Here is a 19820-nt window from a genome sequence, read left to right as displayed (position 1 = left end):
GGCCCCAAGGCAGCCCAAACGGTGCGCTGTCTCCGGGGCTTTTTCTATTCTCTCATTCTATTCGCCTACATTCCCCAATAGTCCATCAAAAAACGCGCGCCGGCTTTCCGTCCGGCGCGCGTTCTCAATCGAAACGAAAGGGTTCTCTTTAGTCGGCGTAGCTGTCAAAGTACCCCTGCACCAGCACGATGGGGGTTCCCTTGTCCCCGCTGCCGGAGGTTAAATCGCACAGGGAGCCCAACAGATCGGTCAGCCTCCGGGGGGTGGTGCCCTGGGTTTCCATGCGGCCCTTTAAATCCTTGTCCTTTTGGCGGATGGAGGCGGCGATGGCTTCCCGCAGCTCCTCGCCCTTCAAATGGGCGAACTGGTTGTCCGCCAGGTACTTGAGCTTGAGCTCGTTGGGGGTGCCGGAAAGACCGTCGGTATAGGCCGGGGAAACCACCGGGTCGGCAAGCTCCCAGATTTTCCCCACCGGGTCCTTGAACGCCCCGTCGCCGTACACCATCACTTCGATGTGCTTGCCGGTTTCCTTGAGAAACCTGTCCTGCACGGCGGCAACAAACGCCCGGCAGTCCCGCGGGAACAGCTTGACGCTCTGCTCGGTGGCTTTGTTGGACCCCAAAAGGCCGTATTCCTCGTTGCAGCCGCTGCCGTTAACCGACGCGGTCATCAGGTCGTCCAAGGCGTAAACGGTATTGGCTCCCGCCGCTTTCAAAAGCCGCTTGGTGCGGGCGCGGGTGTGAATGTCGCAGGCCAGCACGTCCTTGGTATAGGAAAGGACGGCGCAGGGGGAATTGGCGAAAATCACCTGCACGTCGGCCCCTTCCTCCCGGATAAGGGAGGTATAATACTCCACATAGTCCACCCCCGTAAAGGGATGGAGCTGGCAGCCGAAATGCTTCCGGTAGGCTTCCTCGTCAAGCACGTCCTGAAACGGGTCCACACCGGAGCGGTCCAGGTCGTCCTCGCTGATGAGATGGTTGCCCACCTCGTCGGCCGGGTAGCTCAGCTGAAGGATGATCTTCTTCGCTCCTCTGGCGATGCCGCGCAGGCAGATGGCGAACCGGTTGCGGCTGAGGATGGGGAAAATCACGCCGATTTCCCCATTCGGGAACTTCGCTTTCACGTCCGCGGCAATGGCGTCCACCGACGCGTAGTTGCCTTGGGCTCGGGCGACCACCGCCTCGGTAATGCCCACCACGTCCCGGTCCCGAAGGGAAAAGCCCTCCGCCTGGGCCGCGCTGCAAACCGACTCCACCACAATGGCCGCCAGGTCGTCCCCTTCCCGGATAATCGGCGCGCGAATTCCCCGCGCCTGGGTTCCGATCATACGCTGCATAGAACATCCTCCTGCATACTCGTAAATTTGCGGGGAATCCCCGCTTTTTCTTCTCGCAAGCCATTATACTATATTTTTGCGTTCTTGTACGGTCTTTTCGGGGATTTTTCTGCGTTTTTTCTTCACCGGGCCCGGAATGGGACATTGACGCAGAGAAGCGAAACGCTTATCCTAAAGGTATCTATGCGGCGACAGCGCCGCAGTCCGTTTGGAGGGATGTATATATGAAACGTTACGCGCTGGTCACCGGCGGGGCCCGGGGCATCGGTCTTGCCATCACCCGGCAGCTTTTAAAGGAAGGGGTCGGGGTGAGCATCCTGGGCACCTCGCCCCAAGAAAAGGTCGCCCCAGTTCTAAAGGACCTACGGACGGGGCAAAGCCCGGTTCTCTATTTCTCCGGCAGCCTTGCCGATCGGGGCGACCGGGAGCGGTATGTGGCCGGATCGGTGGAGGCCTTCGGCCGTATCGACATTCTCATAAACAACGCCGGGGTGGCTCCCAAGGTGCGCACGGACCTTCTAAGCATGACCGAGGAAAGCTTCACTCAGGTGCTGGACATCAACTTAAAGGGCATGCTGTTTCTCACCCAGTCGGTGGCCCGGCGGATGGTGGGGCAGGAACCGGTGGAGGGCCGGCGGGGCGTGATCGTCAACGTATCCTCCATGTCGGCTTACGTTTCCTCGGTCAGCCGCGGGGAATACTGCATCTCCAAGGCGGGGGTTTCCATGGTCACCGCCCTGTTTGCCGACCGGCTGGCCGAGGAAGGCATCGGGGTCTTTGAGGTGCGCCCGGGTATCATCGCCACCGACATGACCGCTGCGGTCACGGAGAAATACGACCGATTTTTCGCCGAGAGCGGCCAGGTCCCCATCGCTCGGTGGGGCACGCCCGAGGACGTGGCGGGGGCCGTGTCTCTGCTCATCAGCGACAAACTGCGTTATTCCACCGGCGATGTTCTCAACGTGGACGGCGGCTATCACATCCGGAGGTTATAAGCCATGAAGGAAGAAATGGTACAGCTTGCCGGTCAGACGGTGAAGGTGGTTACCGTGCAGACAGCGGTGGTGGGCTCCGGGGCCGCCGGGCTCAACGCCGCCTCGCGGCTTTTCTCCTTCGGCCGGCGGGACCTGACCCTCGTTACCGAAGGGATGAACTGCGGCACCTCCCGCAATACTGGTTCCGATAAGCAAACCTATTATAAGATGACGCTGGCGGGCGAAGAGGCGGACAGCGTTCAGGCCATGGCCGAAACCCTTTTTTCCGGCGGCTGTGTGGACGGGGAGCACGCCCTGGCGGAGGCGGCCAGTTCCGTCCGGTGCTTTTTGCGCTTGGTGGAGCTGGGCGTCCCCTTCCCCGACGGGCCTTACGGCGAATACGTGGGCTACCGCACCGACCACGACTTACGCCGCCGGGCCACCTCGGCGGGGCCGCTTACCTCCAAGCTCATGACCGAGGCGCTGGAGCGGGAGGTGCTCGAAAAGGGCATCCCCATTTTGGACGGGTACCAGGCGGTGCGCATTCTCACCATCGGCGGGCAAGCGGCGGGCCTTTTGTGTCTTAATTGCAAAAATCCGCAGTCCGCAAAGAGCCGCTGGCTGCTGGTCAACTGCCGCAGCCTTGTCTGGGCCACCGGCGGCCCGGCCGGGATGTATCTGGACTCGGTGTACCCCGCGGGGCACTGGGGGAGCACGGGCGCGGCGCTGGAGGCGGGCGCCGCGGGGCAGAACCTGACCGAATGGCAGTTCGGCCTTGCGTCGGTGAGTCCCCGGTGGAACGTGTCCGGCACCTACATGCAGGCGCTGCCTCGGTTTTTGTCCACCGCTCCGGACGGGTCGGATCCAAGGGAATTCCTACTCGACTATTTCGGGGACCCGGCTTCCATGTGCAACCACATTTTCCGCAAGGGCTACGAATGGCCCTTCGATGTTACGAAGGTGCGTTGCGGTTCCTCCATTCTGGACGTGCTGGTATTCCTGGAAACCAAACGCAAGGGCCGGCGGGTAGTGCTGGACTTTTTGGAGAATCCCGGCGGCGGGGAACTGGACGCGGCCGCGCTGGAGCCCCAGGCGAGAGAGTACCTGACGGCGGCGGGGGCCTGCTTCGGGCGGCCCATCGACCGGCTTCTTCAAATGAACCGCCCGGCGGTGGACTTTTACCGAAGCCGCGGGGTGGACCTGACAAAGGAACCTTTGGAAATCGCTTTGTGCGCCCAGCACAACAACGGCGGCCTGAAGGTAAACAGCTGGTGGGAAACCACCCTGCCCGGCCTGTTTGCCGTGGGCGAAGCGGCGGGGACCCACGGCGTCACCCGTCCGGGCGGCAGCGCCCTCAACGCGGGGCAGGTGGGTTCCCTGCGGGCCGCCCGGTACATCGCCGCAAAACGAACCCAGCCGCCCATGTCTGCAACAGCGTTTCTAAACGCGGTTTCTTCCCAGGTGGAAGCGTTGCTCACTACACCGGTGGACCAAGATGCCGAAAGCATCCGGGGACAGGTCGCCAATGCCCAGCGGCGCATGAGCGAGGCGGGCGGCCCTTTTCGCAGGGAAACAGGGATGGCCGCCGCTTTGAAGGAAGCCCAGGCGGAGCTGGCCCAGTGGGGTAGGTCCCCGGTTCTGCCCGGCGAGCTCTCCCTTTCCTTTCGCTACCGGGACCTGCTTCTTTCCCAGCAGGCGTACCTGTTTGCCATGCTCTCCTATCTAAAAAATGGCGGCAAAAGCCGGGGTTCCGCTCTGTACCATGACCCGCAAGGAACCCTGCCCACCGGGCTTTCGGAGGAATTCCGGCATTCCCTGGCAGAGAAGGGCAGCGAAGCGATTCAGGAAGTCCGCCTAACAAAAGAGGGGCCCTGCGCCCTTGTGCGTCCCCGCCGTCCTATCCCGCAACGGGAGGACTTTTTCGAGAATGTCTGGCGGTCCTTCCGGGAAACGGGCAATGTGGATGGGCTTTAACTGGAATATTTTTTCATCCCCGCGCTTATGCTGGTAGTGCGGGGATTTTTTATCGCCTTGCAGCGCAAAGCGATAAAACGGCCATCCGAGCCGTCCCGTCCCAGGGCCAATCCTGATAATGCGCCCGGCCGCAGAGTGGCAGAATGCGCTAAAAACAGCTCTTTGATCTGTTTTTAGCGCATTCTGGAAGTCCTTTCTACCCCCGGAAATCGCCGCCAGCTTTTGCAGCTCCAGTATATCCACTTGCCCGGCTTTTGCTTCCTTTTTTCACGGAATTTTAGAAGCATTGCACAAGAAATTTGGGATTTTTTATCGCTTGTGCACACTTAACAACTTTTTAAAACGATGCCCGGCGGTTTTTCTGCAATTTTTCCGGGATGGCACATATTTCGTATAGATTTTTGTCGATTAATCTGATATAATACGATTTAGCGCGGCGTGTTTGTTACGTTTTTAACAAATATGCCAATCGATTGTTAACAGGAGGAACAGGAATGCAAAAGCGAATTGGTTCTTTGCCGTTTACCGGCACGCCCGAGCAGGAAGCGCAGCTGCGGGAAGCCATCGCCCGGCATAAGGACGAAAAAGGCGCGCTCATGCCGGTTCTGCAGGAAGCCCAGGAGATCTACGGTTATCTTCCCATTGAGGTGCAGCAGATCATCTCGCAGGATATGGGCATCCCCATGGAGGAAATCTTCGGCGTAGCCACCTTTTACTCTCAGTTTGCCCTCACTCCCAAGGGCCAGTACAAGATCTCCGTATGTCTTGGCACGGCCTGCTACGTAAAGGGGTCGGGCAAAATTTTTGACCGGCTGTCGGAAAAGCTGGGTATCGGCGCGGACGACTGTACCCCGGACGGGAAGTTTTCCCTGGAGGCCTGCCGCTGCATCGGCGCGTGCGGCTTAGCGCCGGTCATCACCATCAACGACGAAGTGTACGGCAAGCTTCAGCCGGAGGACGTGGATACCATTTTAGCCAAATACATGGAGTAAGGCCATGCGCGAATTGTCGCTCAACGTCTTGGACATTGTGCAAAACTCCATTAAGGCAGGGGCTACCCTCATAGGAATTGACATTCTGGAAAACACGGACCTGGACCGTCTCACCATCCGCATTTCGGACAACGGCTGCGGTATGAGCGAGGAACAGGTGCAAAAGGTTGTCAATCCCTTTTATACCACCCGCACCACCCGACGGGTGGGGTTCGGCGTCCCATTCTTCAAAATGGCGGCCCAAATGGCGGGAGGGGACTTTTCCATTGATTCCACTCTACATAAGGGGACGGTGGTAACCGCATGGTTCCAGTTGTCCCACATTGACCGTCCCCCGCTGGGGGACATAAACGCGACCCTGCTGTCCCTGATTCCGTTCAACCCCGCCATTGATTTTGTCTACAACCGGGCGAGGGACGGTCTTACCTTTTCGCTGGACACGCGGGAAATGCGGCGGATCCTCGGTCCCGGCGTCCCGCTCAACGCCCCGGAAACGGTGCAGTGGCTGCGGGAATTTCTAGAGGAAAACGAAGCGGAGCTTACGGGCGGTGCGCCGTCCGGCGCATCCACGTAAACGAGCCCTTCTGGCCGGACAGGGTCCGGCCCTCTTCATCCAATACTCTCGGAGGTGTAATGAAATGAAAAGCTTAGCAGAGCTTCAGGCGATAAAGAACAAGGTCCGCGCCAACGTGGAAATGCGCGAGGGCGAGGCCAGCACCCGCATTGTGGTGGGTATGGCCACCTGCGGTATCGCCGCGGGCGCCAGGCCGGTGCTCAGTTCCTTCGTCGAGGAGGTTGCCAAGCGGCAGCTTTCCGACGTGATGGTCACCCAAACCGGCTGCATCGGCATCTGCCAATATGAGCCGGTGGTGGAAGTGTACGCGCCCGGCAAGGAAAAGGTCACGTATGTGAAAATGACGCCGGAAAAGGCGGTCCGCGTGGTGAACGACCACATTGTCAACGGCAATGTGGTGACGGAGTACACCATCGGCGCGGCGACGAAGTAAGGAGGAACGCATACAATGTATCGGTCAAACGTATTGGTTTGCGGCGGTACCGGCTGTACCTCCTCAAACAGCGAATACATCATCCAGGTCCTCAAGAAGGAAATCCAGAAGGCGGGCCTGGAGAAAGAAGTAAACGTGGTGCGCACCGGCTGCTTCGGCCTGTGTGCGTTGGGCCCGATTATGGTTATCTATCCGGAAGGCGCCTTTTATTCCATGGTAAAACCCGAGGACATTCCGGAGATCGTCAGCGAGCACCTGTTAAAGGGCCGCATCGTTACCCGCCTGCTCTATCAGGAGACGGTGGACGAGGATACCATCAAGTCCTTGAACGAAACCGACTTTTATAAAAAGCAGCACCGCATCGCGCTGCGCAACTGCGGCGTGATTAATCCCGAGATCATCGACGAGTACATCGCCATGGACGGCTATGCGGCCCTCGGCAAGGCGCTGACCGAGATGACGCCCCAGGAAGTCATCGACACCATTAAGGATTCCGGCCTTCGCGGCCGCGGCGGCGGCGGCTTTCCCACCGGCGTCAAGTGGAGCCTGGCGGCGGCCAACCAGGCCGACCAGAAATACGTCTGCTGCAACGCCGACGAGGGCGACCCCGGCGCGTTTATGGACCGCTCCCTGCTGGAGGGCGACCCCCACGCCATCATCGAGGCCATGGCCATCGCCGGCTACGCCATCGGCGCAAACCAAGGCTACATTTACATCCGGGCCGAGTACCCTATCGCGGTCAAGCGGCTGCAGATCGCCATTGACCAGGCCAGGGAATACGGCCTTTTGGGCACCGATATCTTCGGCACCGGCTTTGATTTCGATTTGGACATCCGCTTAGGCGCGGGCGCGTTCGTCTGCGGCGAGGAAACAGCGCTGATGACCTCCATCGAAGGCAAGCGCGGCGAGCCCCGGCCCCGGCCTCCTTTCCCGGCGCAGAAGGGCCTGTTCGGAAAGCCCACCATCCTCAACAACGTGGAAACCTACGCGAACATTCCCCAGATCATCCTAAAGGGCTCGGACTGGTTCAAAGCCATGGGCACGGAAAAGTCCAAGGGCACGAAGGTATTTGCCCTGGGCGGCAAGATTCACAACACGGGTCTGGTGGAAGTGCCCATGGGTACTACGCTGCGGGAAATCGTCGAGGAAATCGGCGGCGGTATCCCGGGCGGCAAAAAGTTCAAAGCGGCACAGACCGGCGGCCCCTCCGGCGGCTGCATCCCGGCCGAGCATTTTGACGTACCGATCGACTACGACAACCTGATCGCCATCGGTTCCATGATGGGTTCGGGCGGCCTGATCGTGATGGACGAGGACACCTGTATGGTGGACATTGCGAAGTTCTTCCTGGAATTCACGGTGGACGAGTCCTGCGGGAAGTGTACCCCCTGCCGCATCGGCACCAAGCGCCTTTACGAGATGCTCGACAAGATCACCCGGGGCGAAGGCACTCTGGAGGATCTGGACAAGATGGAGGAGCTGTGCTACCACATCAAGTCGAACTCTTTGTGCGGCTTAGGCCAGACGGCGCCCAACCCGGTGCTTTCCACCCTCAAATACTTCCGCGAGGAGTACGAGGCCCACGTGGTGGACAAGAAATGTCCCGCCGGCGTGTGCAAAAAGCTCCTTTCTTACGTGATCGATCCGGAGAAGTGCAAGGGCTGCACCCTGTGCGCCCGGGTCTGCCCGGTGGGCGCCATTTCCGGCACGGTGAAGAACGCCCATGTGATCGACACGGCGAAGTGCATCAAGTGCGGCGCCTGCATTGAGAAATGCCGCTTCGGCGCCATTGAGAAGAAATAAGAAAGGAGCGTGTCAGACGAGATGGATATGGTAAACATCAAAATCAACGGTATGCCCATGAGCGTGCCGAAGAATTATACGATTCTGCAGGCGGCCCGCGAGGCCGGCATCGACATCCCCACGCTCTGCTATCTGCGGGAAATCAACGAGATTGGCGCCTGCCGCATCTGCGTGGTGGAGGTCAAGGGAGCCCGCTCCCTGGTGGCGTCCTGCGTGTATCCGGTCAACGAAGGGATGGAGGTTTTCACCAACACCCCGAAGGTTCAGAAGTCCCGCCGGCTGACGCTGGAGCTGATTCTTTCCAACCACAAGCGCCGCTGCCTGTCCTGCGAGCGCAATCAGAACTGCGAATTGCAGCAGCTTTGCTACGATTTGGGAGTGGAGGACGAGTCCTACTTTGACGGGGACAATCCCGAAACCGCCATCGACGCATCCTGTGCCCACCTGGTGCGGGATAACAGCAAGTGCGTCCTGTGCCGGCGGTGCGTGGCGGCCTGCGCCGAGCAGGGCATCGGCGTCATCGGCACCAACGCCCGCGGCTTTGATTCTCACATCGGCTGCGCCTTCGAGATGCCGCTGGCCAACACCTCCTGCGTCTCCTGCGGTCAATGTATCGTGGCCTGCCCCACCGGCGCCTTGACGGAAAAGGACCAGACCGACGAGGTCTGGGAAGTCCTCAGCGACCCGGAGAAGACCGTTGTCGTGCAGGCGGCTCCTTCCATCCGCGCCACCCTGGGCGAAGCCTTCGGCATGCCCATCGGCACCAATGTGGAAGGCAAAATGGCTGCGGCCCTGCGCCGTCTCGGGTTTGATAAGGTGTTCGACACCGACTTTGCCGCGGACCTGACCATTATGGAAGAGGCCAACGAGCTGGTGGAGCGCATCAAAGAGGACGGCACCCTGCCCATGATCACCTCCTGCTCTCCCGGCTGGGTCAACTACTGCGAGCTTTACTATCCCGAGCTCCTTCCTCACCTGTCCTCCTGCAAGAGCCCCCAGCAGATGTTCGGCGCGATTGCGAAGACCTGGTACGCCAAGCGGGAAGGCATTGACCCGAAGAACATGGTGGTGGTTTCCATCATGCCCTGTACGGCGAAAAAGTTCGAGGTGGGCCGCGCCGACCAATCGGCGGCGGGCGTACCGGATGTGGATATCGCTCTGACCACCCGGGAGCTCGCCCGGATGATCAAAAAGGCGAAGATCAACTTTGCAAACCTTCCCGATGAAACGTTTGACAGCCCCCTGGGCGAAGCCACGGGCGCGGGCGTCATCTTCGGCGCCACAGGCGGCGTGATGGAAGCGGCCCTGCGCACGGCGGCGGAGTGGATCACCGGCGACCCCGGCGCTCCGGTGGAGTTCAAGGAAGTGCGCGGTACGGCGGGCATCAAGGAAGCCGCCTACCAGGTGGGCGACCTGAACATCAAGGTCGCGGCGGCGTCGGGCCTGAAAAACGCGGCCGAGCTGCTGGAGAAGATCAAGCGCGGCGAGGCGGACTATCAGTTTATCGAAGTCATGTGCTGCCCGGGCGGCTGCGTCAACGGCGGCGGCCAGCCCATTCAGCCGGCGGTGGTGCGCAACAATGTGGACCTGCGTACCCTGCGCGCCAAGGCCCTCTACGACGAGGATGCAGGCCTTGCTCTGCGCAAGTCTCACGACAACCCCGCCATCCAGAAGGTGTATGAGGACTTCCTCGGAAAGCCCGGCAGCCATGTGGCTCACGAAGTGCTGCACACCTCCTATCAGGAGCAGAAGGGCTACAAATAAGCGTCCTTTCCGGCAAAACAACGACCCCCGGCGGAGATTTTACTCCGCCGGGGGTTTTCGCGTCTGCAAAGAAAAAGGGACGCTGTTCAGCGCCCCTGGTTCCAGCCGCCTAAATGATCCAGCCGGTCAACGTCCTCCACCGCCCGGGCCGCCCGGTGCAGCTCCTGTGCCGAATGCACATGCTCGTGATAGTCGTGCAGCCTGCACTGGGTTTTCACCGGCAGAGACAGGAAATATTCCCGGCTGCTCCGGCTGTTCTGAATCAGCTCCTGCAAATCGTGGTACATCATGAAAACACCCTCCCGCTGCTAGGATTTGCAGGCGGGCGGGCGCTATTCCTGATTTGTGCTCGAAAGGTGTTGTTTGCAGGCCAAAAAGCTATTTTTCTTCATGAAATTTAGTTTCCTTATAATTCTTAGCTGCCCCTTTCTTTTGCGCCGCCAAAAGAAAGAGGCGAAAGAAAAGGCGGTTCAAGGGGGAAAAAGACGCTAGAATCTGGGACACCTGTTTTTCCCCCTTGAAAATCCCCCTCTTATCGGAGGAGGGCAAAGGGAAGAAAACACGATTTCGTGAAATACAATCACAAAACCCAGATAACCAGTAAAATTGGTTGTGAATATTTATCACCAACCCGGCCGAGCGGACAGAGGGATTCTTAAGGGAGAAAAACCTTGCCCCCGAACTTTACGAAGTTTTTCTCCCTTAAGTCGCCCTTTCTTTGGTTCGTTTCTTTCGGCGACGCGAAAGAAATGAACACGATGTCAGGTTGAAACCGGACGGAAGGGACCGACAAACACGTAGGGCTTCACATCTTTAGGCCTGAAAAACGGAGCAAACCCTTTGGGAAAAGACCAAGCGGAACGAGGCCCTTTATGACGAAAAGCGGATCTTACCCTGCATAAGTCTCACGATTATCCCGCCATCCAAAAGGTATACGAGAGCTCTCCCGGAAAGCCGGGAAACCATGTGGCTCACGAAGTGTCGCACACCTTCGATTAGGGATAGAAAGCCCTCAAATAGGAACCACCATCGAAGCCCCCGTCCAATGCAGATGGAGACTTTTATATTTGTTCTTCTTCGTCAGAATATTCAAAAAGATCTTGGGGCGAACAGTGAAAGATTTGACAAAGTGTATCCATGCATGCAAACCGGATGGACTGTGTTTCGTTGTTAAGCATCCGGCTTACACTTTGATAACTCATTCCAAGCTGCTTGAAAAGCCAATACTTTGATCTTCCCTGCTCCTCCAATAGCTCTTTTGCCCGCAAGCGCACCATATGACCCTAGCTTCCCCTTTCCTACTCGACTTAGCTCCGTAATATCAATTATAAATAAAATCTATCACAAATTTCAATAACCACATTTGGCTATTCATACGACAGCATCTAATGTCCAGACAAATAGAAAAAAGGCGCCGTTTTATACGGCGCCTCAAAAACAATCCAGATTATTGATTTCGTTCCTTTTTATACTCCAAGTATTCGTCGTACGTGCAAACCCGGTCGATTTTCTCCCCGTCGAGCTCGATGATGCGGTTGGCCACCGTCTGCATGAACTCATGGTCGTGAGACGCAAAAAGGATGTTGCCCTTGAAATCCTCCAGGCCGTTGTTGACCGCGGTGATGGATTCCAGGTCCAGGTGGTTGGTGGGCTGGTCGAGAACCAGTACATTGGAGCCGAAGAGCATCATCCGAGAAAACATGCACCGCACCTTTTCCCCGCCGGAGAGGACCTTCACGGGCTTAAAGATATCGTCCCCAGAGAAAAGCATCCGGCCTAAAAAGCCCCGCAGATAGGTTTCCGTCTGGTCCTTGGCATACTGGCGCATCCAGTCCACAATCGACAGGTCGCACCCGTCGAAGAACCTGGAATTGTCCTGCGGGAAGTAGGACTGGGTGGTGCTCACACCCCACTTAAAGCTTCCCTCATCCGGCTCCAGCTCCTCCATGAGGATTTTAAACAGGGTGGTCATGGCGATCTCGTTTTCCGCCACAAAGGCCACCTTGTCCCCCTTGTTCAGGCGGAAGGTGATGGAATCGAGCACCTTTACCCCGTCGATGGTCTTGGAAAGGCCGTCCACCGCCAGGATGTCCTTGCCGGCCTCCCGGTCCATGGCAAAGCCGATAAAGGGATAGCGGCGGGAAGAGGCGGGCATCTCCTCGATGGTCAGCTTCTCCAAAAGCTTCTTGCGGGCGGTGGCCTGCTTGGACTTGGACTTGTTGGCCGAGAACCGCTCAATGAAGCTTTGCAGCTCCTTGGCCTTTTCCTCGTTTTTCTTGTTCTGCTGCTTGATCATGCGCTGGATGAGCTGGCTGGACTGGTACCAGAAATCGTAGTTGCCCACGTACATCTTGATCTTGGTATAGTCGATGTCCACCGTGTGGGTGCAGACGTTGTTGAGAAAATGCCGGTCATGGGAAACCACGATCACCGTGCCGGGATAGTCGATGAGGAAGTTCTCCAGCCAGTCGATGGCGTCGATGTCCAGGCCGTTGGTAGGCTCGTCCATGAGGATGATGTCCGGGTTTCCGAAGAGGCACTGGGCCAAAAGCACCTTGACCTTTTCCTTTCCCGTCAACCCCTCCATCTGGGCGTATAAAAGCGATTCCGGCAGCCCCAGCCCCTGGATGAGCTTGGACGCGTCCGACTCGGCCTCCCAGCCGTTTAATTCGGCAAACTCGGTTTCCAGCTCGGACGCGCGAATGCCGTCCTCGTCGCTGAAGTCCGGCTTTTCATAGAGGGCGTCCTTCTCTTTCATGATCTGATAAAGCTTGGGGTTTCCGAGAATCACCGTGTCGAGCACGGAATAGTCGTCGTAAGCGAAATGGTCCTGCTTTAAGACGGACATGCGCACAGTGGGCGGAATAATCACCTCGCCGGTGGACGGTTCCAGCTCGCCGCACAGGATTTTCAGAAAGGTGGACTTTCCCGCGCCGTTGGCGCCGATGATGCCATAGCAGTTTTCCGGGGTGAACTTCAAATTCACGTCCTTAAACAGGCTGGTTCCGCTGAAATTCAAGCTGACATTGGATACGGTAATCATAGTTCCTCCGATAGTAAAAGGTTTCTCTGCGAAATTAGTATATTTTATCACAGCAGCGTGTAAATTACCAGCCCATGGGGACATTTTTCCCCGGCAGAACAGCTTTTGCTTCGGATTTTTGGGGGTTGGGGTAAAATTCCCGATTTTCTGCGGGAAAACAGCGAATTTCCTTTGTTTTTTGCAGGGAAAAAGATCCCTTTTTGTTGACGGAAGCGGGATAAGCCCGCTATAATACAAAGAAAAGGGAAAGGAAGGCGCTTTGGCCATGGACGTTTATCTGATGGAGGTTTCCCCGCTCCTACGGCAGGAAACCCTCGCTTCTACGCTGCCCTTCCTGTCCCCGGGCCGAAGAGAAGCCCTCGGCCGCCTTTTAAAGCCCGACGACCGGGCCCGCAGCGCCGGGGCTGGGCTTTTGCTGCGCCATGCGTTAAAGGGAGCGGGCATCGCGGCGGAGCAGGCCGCCTTTGCCGCCGGCGCTCACGGAAAGCCCTATCTGACCGGCCATCCGGGGATTCACTTTTCCCTGTCCCATTCCGGGAACTGGGCGGCCTGTGCTATGGATAAAAGCCCGGTCGGGGTGGACCTGGAGGAAGTGGGGCCCGCCCGGCTCCCGGTGGCCAGACGGACCTTTGCTGCCGAGGAGTACACCTATCTGCAAAGCCTCGCAGGGCGGGAACGGGACTTATTCTTTACCGCCTTGTGGACCGCGAAGGAAAGCGTGCTCAAGTGGGCGGGAGACGGGCTTGCGGGCGGCCTTGCCGCTGTCTCGGTGGAGCACCGGCATCTGCGCCCGGCCACGGCCCGGTACCGGCAAACCCGCCTGCGCCTGCGAAGCCTTCTGCCCCGGCCTGGCGTGGTGCTCACAGCGGCCACCGCCCAGGATTCCTCCGATTTCCGGCTGACGGTGGTTCCATTTGAAAATATTTTGTAAATATTCTGATTTTTCACCGCCCCGTTCTTTTTGTGCTTTTTTCTAAGAAAAGCAAAACCCGTCTGCAAACCCCCGTGCCGTTTTCCCAAAACTTTCGGGGTTTTCGCAGGCAGGCGGCGGTGTTTTCCCTGGGAAACAGGGGACGGTTTCTGCCTTTCCACTTAACACCAGTTGCACGGTATGGTATAATGTAGAGTATTGTTGCGCCTATCTTTAAAAACGACGGCAAAGAAAACCAGATCAGGCGGTCCGCCGCCGGACGATGGATTGAGAGGATGTAACCGATGAAAGTTGTCATTTTGGCCGGTGGGTTCGGCACGCGCATTTCGGAAGAAAGCCATTTAAAGCCCAAGCCCATGATCGAAATCGGCGAACAGCCGATTTTGTGGCACATTATGAAGCAATATTCCCATTACGGGTTTCATGACTTTGTCATCTGCTTAGGCTACAAGGCCTATGTGATCAAGGAGTATTTTTCCGACTATTTTCTGCACACGTCGGACATTACCTTTGATCTTGCCAACAACAAGATGACGGTGCACAACAACTTCTCCGAGCCGTGGAAGGTGACGCTGGTGGACACGGGACTTAACACCATGACCGGCGGACGGGTCAAGCGCATCCAGGAGTACATTGGGGACGAGCCCTTTATGCTCACCTACGGCGACGGGGTGTCCGACGTGGACATCAACAAATTAGTGGCGTTTCACAAGAGCCACGGCAAAATCGCCACCATGACCGCCATCAACGCTGGGCAGCGGTTCGGCGTGCTGGAGGTGGGCGGGGACAACACCATCCATGCCTTCCGGGAAAAGTCCAAGGATGACGGCAGCCTGATTAACGGCGGCTTTATGGTGTTAAACCCGGAGATTTTCCAGTATATCGCGGGAGACGCTACGGTTTTTGAAAAAGAGCCGCTGGAAACGGTGGCAAACATGGGTCAGCTGATGGCCTACAAGCACGACGGATTCTGGCACTGCATGGATACCCAGCGGGATAAGATGCGGCTGGAAGAAATGTGGGCGTCCGGGCACGCCCCGTGGAAGGTGTGGAACGATTGATGTTTGATCCCTCTTTTTATAAGGACAAAAAGGTGCTGGTCACCGGGCACACCGGGTTTAAGGGAACGTGGCTGTGCAAAATGCTCATCGACGCGGGCGCGTGGGTGACGGGGTACTCCCTGGTCCCCCCCACCGAGCCCAACCTTTTCGACTTGTCGGGCATCGCGGACGATATGGTTTCCATCATCGGGGACATCCGGGACCTGCCCCGGCTGCGGGAGGTGTTCGCCATGGCGCGGCCGGAGATCGTGCTGCATCTGGCGGCCCAGCCCATTGTGCGCGATTCCTATAAGGAACCGGTTTATACCTATGAAACCAACGTGATGGGCACGGTAAACGTCCTCGAGTGCGTGCGGGAAAGCGACAGCGTGGTATCCTTTCTCAACGTGACCACCGACAAGGTCTACCACAACAATGAATGGGAATGGGGCTACCGGGAGAACGAACCCCTCGACGGCTTCGACCCGTATTCCAACTCCAAGTCCTGCTCGGAGCTGGTGACTCACAGCTATAAAAACTCCTTCTTTGCCGACGGGCGGGTAGCCATCTCCACCGCACGGGCCGGCAACGTCATCGGCGGCGGGGACTTTGCCAACGACCGCATCATCCCCGACTGCGTGCGCGCAGTGGAAAAGAGCGAGGACATCGTGGTGCGAAACCCCCATTCCACCCGTCCCTACCAGCACGTGCTCGAGCCGCTGGGCGCCTATCTGATGATCACGCAAAGGCAGTATGAAATGGAAAAATTTGCGGGATACTATAACGTAGGTCCCGACGAATGCGACTGCGTCACCACCGGCGAGCTGGTTTCCCTTTTCTGCGAGAAGTGGGGAGACGGGGTCAAATGGATCAACCAGTCGGTGGGCGGCCCCCACGAAGCCAATTTCCTAAAACTCGACTGCTCCAAGCTCAAGGCGGTCTTCGGCTGGAAGCCCCGCTGGCATGTGGCGAGGGCGGTGGAGAAAACGGTGGAGTGGACCAAGGTCTATCTGGCGGGCGGCGACGTGTCCGCCTGTATGCAGGCGCAGATTGCGGAATTTTATGGAGAACAGGAGTAAGCTATGTTTGAAAATAAGACCGAAGGACAGGCAAAGGAACAGATTTTAGAGATGGTGGCCGCGTACTGCGACCGGTTTCACAACCAGAAGAAGCCCTTTGAGGAGGGCCAGCGGATTCCCTACGCTTCCAGGGTATACGATCGGGAGGAAATGGTCAACCTGGTGGACAGCGCCCTGGAATTCTGGCTGACCGCCGGGCGGTATACCGACCAGTTCGAGGCACAGTTTGCCGAGTACCTGGGCGTCAAGTACTGCTCCCTGGTCAACTCCGGCTCCTCGGCGAACCTGATCGCCTTCATGGCGCTCACCTCCCCTCTTCTTGGCGAACGGGCCATCCGCCCGGGCGACGAGGTGATCACGGTGGCGGCAGGCTTTCCCACCACGGTAGCCCCGGTGATTCAGTACGGCGCCATCCCGGTTTTTATCGACATGACCATCCCCCAGTACAACCTGGACGTGTCCATGCTGGAAAAAGCCTTGTCCGGCAAGACCAAGGCGGTCATGGCGGCCCATACCCTTGGAAACCCCTTTGACCTGAAAACGGTGAAGGACTTCTGCTTAAAGCACGGCCTGTGGCTCATCGAAGACAACTGCGACGCCTTAGGCTCCAAATACACCATCGACGGGGTGGAAAAGTTCACCGGCACCATCGGGGACATCGGCACCTCCAGCTTCTATCCCCCGCACCACATGACCATGGGGGAAGGCGGCGCGGTGTATACCGACGACCCGCTGCTGCACAAGCTCATCCGCTCCTTCCGGGACTGGGGACGGGACTGCATCTGCCCCTCCGGCCGGGATAACCTTTGCCAGCATCGCTTTGACAAGCAGTACGGCGAGCTGCCGCTGGGATATGACCACAAGTATGTGTACTCCCACTTCGGCTATAACCTCAAGGCCACCGACATGCAGGCGGCGGTGGGGGTGGCCCAGTTAAAGAAGTTCCCCTCCTTCGTGGAAAAGCGCCGGCACAATTTTGACCGGCTCAAAGCCGCGCTGCAGGACGTGTCGGACAAGCTGATCCTGCCTGAAGCCTGCGCGCATTCCCGTCCCAGCTGGTTCGGGTTTCTCCTGACCTGCAAGGAAGGGGTGGACCGCAACCAGGTGGTACAGTATGTGGAAAGCAAGGGCGTGCAGACGCGGATGCTCTTTGCCGGCAATCTGGTAAAGCATCCCTGCTTTGACGAGATGCGCAAAACCGGCAGGGGCTACCGCATCGTCGGGGACTTGAAGGAAACCGACCGGATCATGAACGACACCTTCTGGGTGGGGGTTTATCCGGGCATGACCGATGAGATGATCGACTACATGGCCAAAACCATCAAGGAAGCGGTAACGGCATGATAAAGCGCCTCTTGGACAAGTTCAACATCCACAGCAAGGAAGACTTCTGGAAGTTTGTGTGGCAGTTTGTAAAGTTCGGCCTGGTGGGCGTGTCCAACACCCTCATCAGCCTGGCGGTCTATTACGCGGTGGTGCTGCTTCTTGGGGTGGAGCACTACATTCTGGCCAACACCCTGGGCTTTGTCATCAGCGTCATCAACGCCTATATCTGGAACAGCAAATTTGTCTTTCAGAAGAAGGACCGCAAGCACGGCAAATCTTTTGTTAAGGTATTCGTTTCCTACGGGAGCACCTTCCTGCTGGGAACCGGGTTTCTTTTCGTGCTGGTGCATTACTGGAATGTGTCCGAGATGATCGCGCCGATTATCAACCTGCTTTTGACCATTCCTCTGAATTTCCTGCTCAATAAGTTCTGGGCGTTCAAATAACCGTTTTCTCTGCCGAAAGGCCTCTTTTGGGCGCCTTTCGGCACTCTGCTTGTCTTGGCCCCGTTTGTTTTGCCGCTCATTGCAGCAAATCGACCGGGTTTTCGGGCGCAAAGCGCCATAGAAAAGGCGTCAAGCCTTCTTTGAAGGCTCCTTCCCATGCGCAGACACATCCGCTGTGCTTTGTGTCCTTATGCGCCAAAAAAAACCGCCGTCCCTTCCCAGCGGCTCGGGGACAGTCGGTTCCCTTACCCTTTCGGTCGCTGGAGAAACGGCGGTTTTTTATGAGAATCAAAGTATCCAACTACATTTCTGATTTTCTGGTGCGCCACGGGATTTCCCACGTTTTCACCGTCACCGGCGGCGGCGCCATGCATTTAAACGACGCTTTGGGCCACCAGGAAGGGCTCACGTGCATCTATAACCACCACGAGCAGGCCTGCGCCATCGCGGCGGAAAGCTATGCGCGCATCCACAATAAAATCGCGGCCGTATGCGTGACCACCGGTCCGGGCGGCTCCAACGCCATCACGGGAGTACTGGGCGGATATCTGGATTCCATTCCCATGCTCATTCTCTCCGGCCAGGTGCGGTACGATACCACCGCCCGCAGCACGGGGCTTCAAATCCGAGCTATGGGGGACCAGGAGTTTGACATCGTCAAGGCGGTCGGCTGCATGACTAAATACAGCGAAATGGTGGTGGACGCCAAGCGCATCCGCTACTCTCTGGAAAAGGCGCTGTACATCGCTCAGCACGGCCGTCCGGGCCCCTGCTGGCTGGACATCCCGCTCAATATCCAGGGCGCATACATCGAAACGGACGATTTGGAGGGGTATGACCCCAAGGATTATGAAAAGGAGCTTCCTCCCCCGGTGGGCCAGGAGACGGTTGCAACCATCCTGCAAAAGGTCAAGGAGGCCAAGCGCCCGGTTTTTTATGCGGGCAACGGCATCCGCATCTCCGGCGGGTTCGACGCCTTCCGCCGGGTGGTGGAAAAGCTGGGCATCCCAGTGGTCACCGGTTGGAACAGCATCGACGCTATGTACGACGACCATCCCTTGTATGTAGGCCGGGGCGGCATCATGGGGGACCGGGCGGGCAACTTCGCCGTGCAAAACAGCGACTTGGTCCTTTCCATCGGCAGCCGTCTAAGCATCCGCCAGGTGGGGTATAACTACCAGACCTGGGCCAGAGAAGCCTATGTGATTATGGAAGACGTGGATGCCGAAGAGCTTAAAAAGCCCACCCTGCATGTGGACCTGCCGGTTCATGCCGACGCGAAGGACCTGCTCGAAAAGCTGGATGCGGCTCTTCCCGGCGGGGAACCCCTGTTTCATGGGCCTGACTGGATTTCCCGCTGCCAGAGCTGGAAACGGGACTATCCGGTGGTGCAGAAAAAGCACTATGAGCAAGAGGGGCTTGCCAACGTCTACTGCCTGATCAAAGAGCTCAGCCGCCGCTTAAAGGAAAATCAAATCACGGTGGTGGGCAACGGCTCCGCCTGCGTGGTGGGCAGCCACGGCTATGAAATCAAGAAGGGGCAGCGGTTCATCATCAACTCCGCCATCGCCTCCATGGGATACGACCTGCCCGCCGTCATCGGCGCCTGCGTAGCCGACCACAGTCAGGACCTGATCTGCGTCACCGGCGACGGCAGCATTCAGATGAACATTCAGGAGCTGCAGACCATCATCCATCACCAAATGCCTATAAAAATTTTCCTCATCAACAACGGGGGCTATCATTCCATCCGCCAGACCCAGAAGAACTTCTTCGGAGAGCCGCTGGTGGGCATCGGCGTGGACAGCGGGGATCTGAGCTTTCCGGACATGTCCAAGCTTGCCCCGGCTTACGGCTATCCCTACACCTGCGCAAAAAGCAACGGGGAATTGGGTAAGGCCATCGAAGAAACGTTGGCGCAGAAGGGTCCGGCCATCTGCGAGATATTCGTTTCGCTGGACCAAAAGTTTGAACCCAAATCCGCCACCAAGCGGCTGCCGGACGGCACCCTGGTTTCCGCGCCGCTGGAGGATCTGGCCCCGTTTTTAGACCGGGAAGAATTTTTAAAGAACATGATCATTGAGCCGGTCAAGGAATAAGGA

18 protein-coding genes are annotated in these 19820 nt (G+C 57.8%); 14 read left to right on the top strand and 4 right to left on the bottom strand.

Translation table 11 applies throughout. The annotated features are described in order from the left end of the window. Positions 1–148 precede the first annotated feature (148 nt). Positions 149–1339: a coenzyme F420-0:L-glutamate ligase gene (locus WMO26_RS07460; RefSeq protein WP_349219348.1), complete on the bottom strand. Its 1191-nt coding sequence runs from the start codon at positions 1337–1339 to the stop codon at positions 149–151. 224 nt (positions 1340–1563) lie between these two features. On the opposite strand from WMO26_RS07460, the gene WMO26_RS07455 reads away from it, so the two are divergent. The 7 genes from WMO26_RS07455 (at position 1564) to WMO26_RS07425 (ending at position 9853) form a co-directional block, all read left to right on the top strand. Then, entirely contained in the window at positions 1564–2334 is a 771-nt protein-coding gene (locus WMO26_RS07455; protein WP_349219346.1) for a 3-ketoacyl-ACP reductase, read from the top strand. Positions 2335–2337: 3 nt separating this feature from the next. Continuing rightward, a complete protein-coding gene (locus WMO26_RS07450; RefSeq protein ID WP_349219344.1) occupies positions 2338–4287 on the top strand; it encodes an FAD-binding protein in 1950 nt (649 codons plus the stop codon). Between the two features lie 494 nt (positions 4288–4781). Beyond that, positions 4782–5279 carry an NADH-quinone oxidoreductase subunit NuoE family protein gene (locus WMO26_RS07445; protein WP_349219343.1) on the top strand — a complete coding sequence of 166 codons (498 nt, stop codon included), beginning with the start codon at positions 4782–4784 and terminating at the stop codon, positions 5277–5279. Between the two features lie 4 nt (positions 5280–5283). Beyond that, complete coding sequence (locus WMO26_RS07440; protein ID WP_349219342.1) at positions 5284–5853, top strand: ATP-binding protein; 570 nt, start codon at positions 5284–5286, stop codon at positions 5851–5853. 64 nt (positions 5854–5917) lie between these two features. After that, complete coding sequence (locus tag WMO26_RS07435; protein WP_349219341.1) at positions 5918–6286, top strand: (2Fe-2S) ferredoxin domain-containing protein; 369 nt, start codon at positions 5918–5920, stop codon at positions 6284–6286. Between the two features lie 15 nt (positions 6287–6301). After that, positions 6302–8089 carry an NADH-quinone oxidoreductase subunit NuoF gene (gene nuoF / locus WMO26_RS07430; RefSeq protein WP_349219340.1) on the top strand — a complete coding sequence of 596 codons (1788 nt, stop codon included), beginning with the start codon at positions 6302–6304 and terminating at the stop codon, positions 8087–8089. A gap of 21 nt (positions 8090–8110) precedes the next feature. Then, a complete protein-coding gene (locus WMO26_RS07425; protein WP_349219339.1) occupies positions 8111–9853 on the top strand; it encodes an NADH-dependent [FeFe] hydrogenase, group A6 in 1743 nt (580 codons plus the stop codon). Between the two features lie 86 nt (positions 9854–9939). Here the strand turns inward: WMO26_RS07425 and WMO26_RS07420 are convergent, their stop codons facing one another. Beyond that, positions 9940–10143 carry a hypothetical protein gene (locus WMO26_RS07420; RefSeq protein WP_349219337.1) on the bottom strand — a complete coding sequence of 68 codons (204 nt, stop codon included), beginning with the start codon at positions 10141–10143 and terminating at the stop codon, positions 9940–9942. Between the two features lie 604 nt (positions 10144–10747). Here WMO26_RS07420 and WMO26_RS13600 point away from each other — a divergent pair. Further along, complete coding sequence (locus WMO26_RS13600) at positions 10748–10852, top strand: iron hydrogenase small subunit (protein WP_353963367.1); 105 nt, start codon at positions 10748–10750, stop codon at positions 10850–10852. Between the two features lie 62 nt (positions 10853–10914). Here WMO26_RS13600 and WMO26_RS07415 read toward each other — a convergent pair whose 3' ends face one another. Both WMO26_RS07415 and WMO26_RS07410 read right to left on the bottom strand, forming a co-directional pair. Then, complete coding sequence (locus tag WMO26_RS07415; RefSeq protein ID WP_349219335.1) at positions 10915–11130, bottom strand: helix-turn-helix domain-containing protein; 216 nt, start codon at positions 11128–11130, stop codon at positions 10915–10917. A 170-nt stretch (positions 11131–11300) separates the two neighbouring features. Continuing rightward, positions 11301–12896, bottom strand: coding sequence for an ABC-F family ATP-binding cassette domain-containing protein (locus WMO26_RS07410; RefSeq protein WP_349219333.1), 1596 nt, complete (start codon positions 12894–12896; stop codon positions 11301–11303). 265 nt (positions 12897–13161) lie between these two features. Between WMO26_RS07410 and WMO26_RS07405 the strand changes: the two genes are divergently transcribed. The 6 genes from WMO26_RS07405 (at position 13162) to WMO26_RS07380 (ending at position 19817) form a co-directional block, all read left to right on the top strand. Then, a complete protein-coding gene (locus WMO26_RS07405) occupies positions 13162–13827 on the top strand; it encodes a 4'-phosphopantetheinyl transferase family protein (RefSeq protein WP_349219331.1) in 666 nt (221 codons plus the stop codon). A gap of 284 nt (positions 13828–14111) precedes the next feature. Continuing rightward, positions 14112–14888, top strand: coding sequence for a glucose-1-phosphate cytidylyltransferase (gene rfbF, locus WMO26_RS07400; RefSeq protein ID WP_349219330.1), 777 nt, complete (start codon positions 14112–14114; stop codon positions 14886–14888). Continuing rightward, positions 14888–15946 (top strand): CDP-glucose 4,6-dehydratase, encoded by a 1059-nt coding sequence (rfbG, locus tag WMO26_RS07395; protein ID WP_349219364.1) that lies wholly within the window; start codon positions 14888–14890, stop codon positions 15944–15946. The genes rfbF and rfbG overlap by 1 nt, the downstream gene beginning before the upstream one ends. 3 nt (positions 15947–15949) lie before the next feature. Continuing rightward, complete coding sequence (rfbH, locus tag WMO26_RS07390) at positions 15950–17290, top strand: lipopolysaccharide biosynthesis protein RfbH (protein WP_349219328.1); 1341 nt, start codon at positions 15950–15952, stop codon at positions 17288–17290. After that, the gene (locus WMO26_RS07385; protein WP_349219326.1) at positions 17287–17718 is read left to right on the top strand and encodes a GtrA family protein; all 432 of its coding nucleotides are present in this window, start codon (positions 17287–17289) and stop codon (positions 17716–17718) included. The genes rfbH and WMO26_RS07385 overlap by 4 nt, the downstream gene beginning before the upstream one ends. A gap of 281 nt (positions 17719–17999) precedes the next feature. Further along, positions 18000–19817 carry a thiamine pyrophosphate-binding protein gene (locus WMO26_RS07380; RefSeq protein ID WP_349219324.1) on the top strand — a complete coding sequence of 606 codons (1818 nt, stop codon included), beginning with the start codon at positions 18000–18002 and terminating at the stop codon, positions 19815–19817. Positions 19818–19820 lie beyond the last annotated feature (3 nt).

The sequence above is a fragment of the Solibaculum intestinale genome (assembly GCF_040096205.1).
Taxonomy (GTDB): Bacteria; Bacillota; Clostridia; order Oscillospirales; family Acutalibacteraceae; genus Solibaculum_A; species Solibaculum_A intestinale.
This window is presented reverse-complemented; position numbering and strand designations above follow the sequence as displayed.

Bases quoted from the DNA above. Each gene is read 5' to 3' on its own strand.
- WMO26_RS07460 (WP_349219348.1), bottom strand. From the start codon at position 1,339: ATGCAGCGTATGATCGGAACCCAGGCGCGGGGAATTCGCGCGCCGATT.
- WMO26_RS07455 (WP_349219346.1), top strand. From the start codon at position 1,564: ATGAAACGTTACGCGCTGGTCACCGGCGGGGCCCGGGGCATCGGTCTT.
- WMO26_RS07450 (WP_349219344.1), top strand. From the start codon at position 2,338: ATGAAGGAAGAAATGGTACAGCTTGCCGGTCAGACGGTGAAGGTGGTT.
- WMO26_RS07445 (WP_349219343.1), top strand. From the start codon at position 4,782: ATGCAAAAGCGAATTGGTTCTTTGCCGTTTACCGGCACGCCCGAGCAG.
- WMO26_RS07440 (WP_349219342.1), top strand. From the start codon at position 5,284: ATGCGCGAATTGTCGCTCAACGTCTTGGACATTGTGCAAAACTCCATT.
- WMO26_RS07435 (WP_349219341.1), top strand. From the start codon at position 5,918: ATGAAAAGCTTAGCAGAGCTTCAGGCGATAAAGAACAAGGTCCGCGCC.
- nuoF (WP_349219340.1), top strand. From the start codon at position 6,302: ATGTATCGGTCAAACGTATTGGTTTGCGGCGGTACCGGCTGTACCTCC.
- WMO26_RS07425 (WP_349219339.1), top strand. From the start codon at position 8,111: ATGGATATGGTAAACATCAAAATCAACGGTATGCCCATGAGCGTGCCG.
- WMO26_RS07420 (WP_349219337.1), bottom strand. From the start codon at position 10,143: ATGATGTACCACGATTTGCAGGAGCTGATTCAGAACAGCCGGAGCAGC.
- WMO26_RS07415 (WP_349219335.1), bottom strand. From the start codon at position 11,130: ATGGTGCGCTTGCGGGCAAAAGAGCTATTGGAGGAGCAGGGAAGATCA.
- WMO26_RS07410 (WP_349219333.1), bottom strand. From the start codon at position 12,896: ATGATTACCGTATCCAATGTCAGCTTGAATTTCAGCGGAACCAGCCTG.
- WMO26_RS07405 (WP_349219331.1), top strand. From the start codon at position 13,162: ATGGACGTTTATCTGATGGAGGTTTCCCCGCTCCTACGGCAGGAAACC.
- rfbF (WP_349219330.1), top strand. From the start codon at position 14,112: ATGAAAGTTGTCATTTTGGCCGGTGGGTTCGGCACGCGCATTTCGGAA.
- rfbG (WP_349219364.1), top strand. From the start codon at position 14,888: ATGTTTGATCCCTCTTTTTATAAGGACAAAAAGGTGCTGGTCACCGGG.
- rfbH (WP_349219328.1), top strand. From the start codon at position 15,950: ATGTTTGAAAATAAGACCGAAGGACAGGCAAAGGAACAGATTTTAGAG.
- WMO26_RS07385 (WP_349219326.1), top strand. From the start codon at position 17,287: ATGATAAAGCGCCTCTTGGACAAGTTCAACATCCACAGCAAGGAAGAC.
- WMO26_RS07380 (WP_349219324.1), top strand. From the start codon at position 18,000: ATGAGAATCAAAGTATCCAACTACATTTCTGATTTTCTGGTGCGCCAC.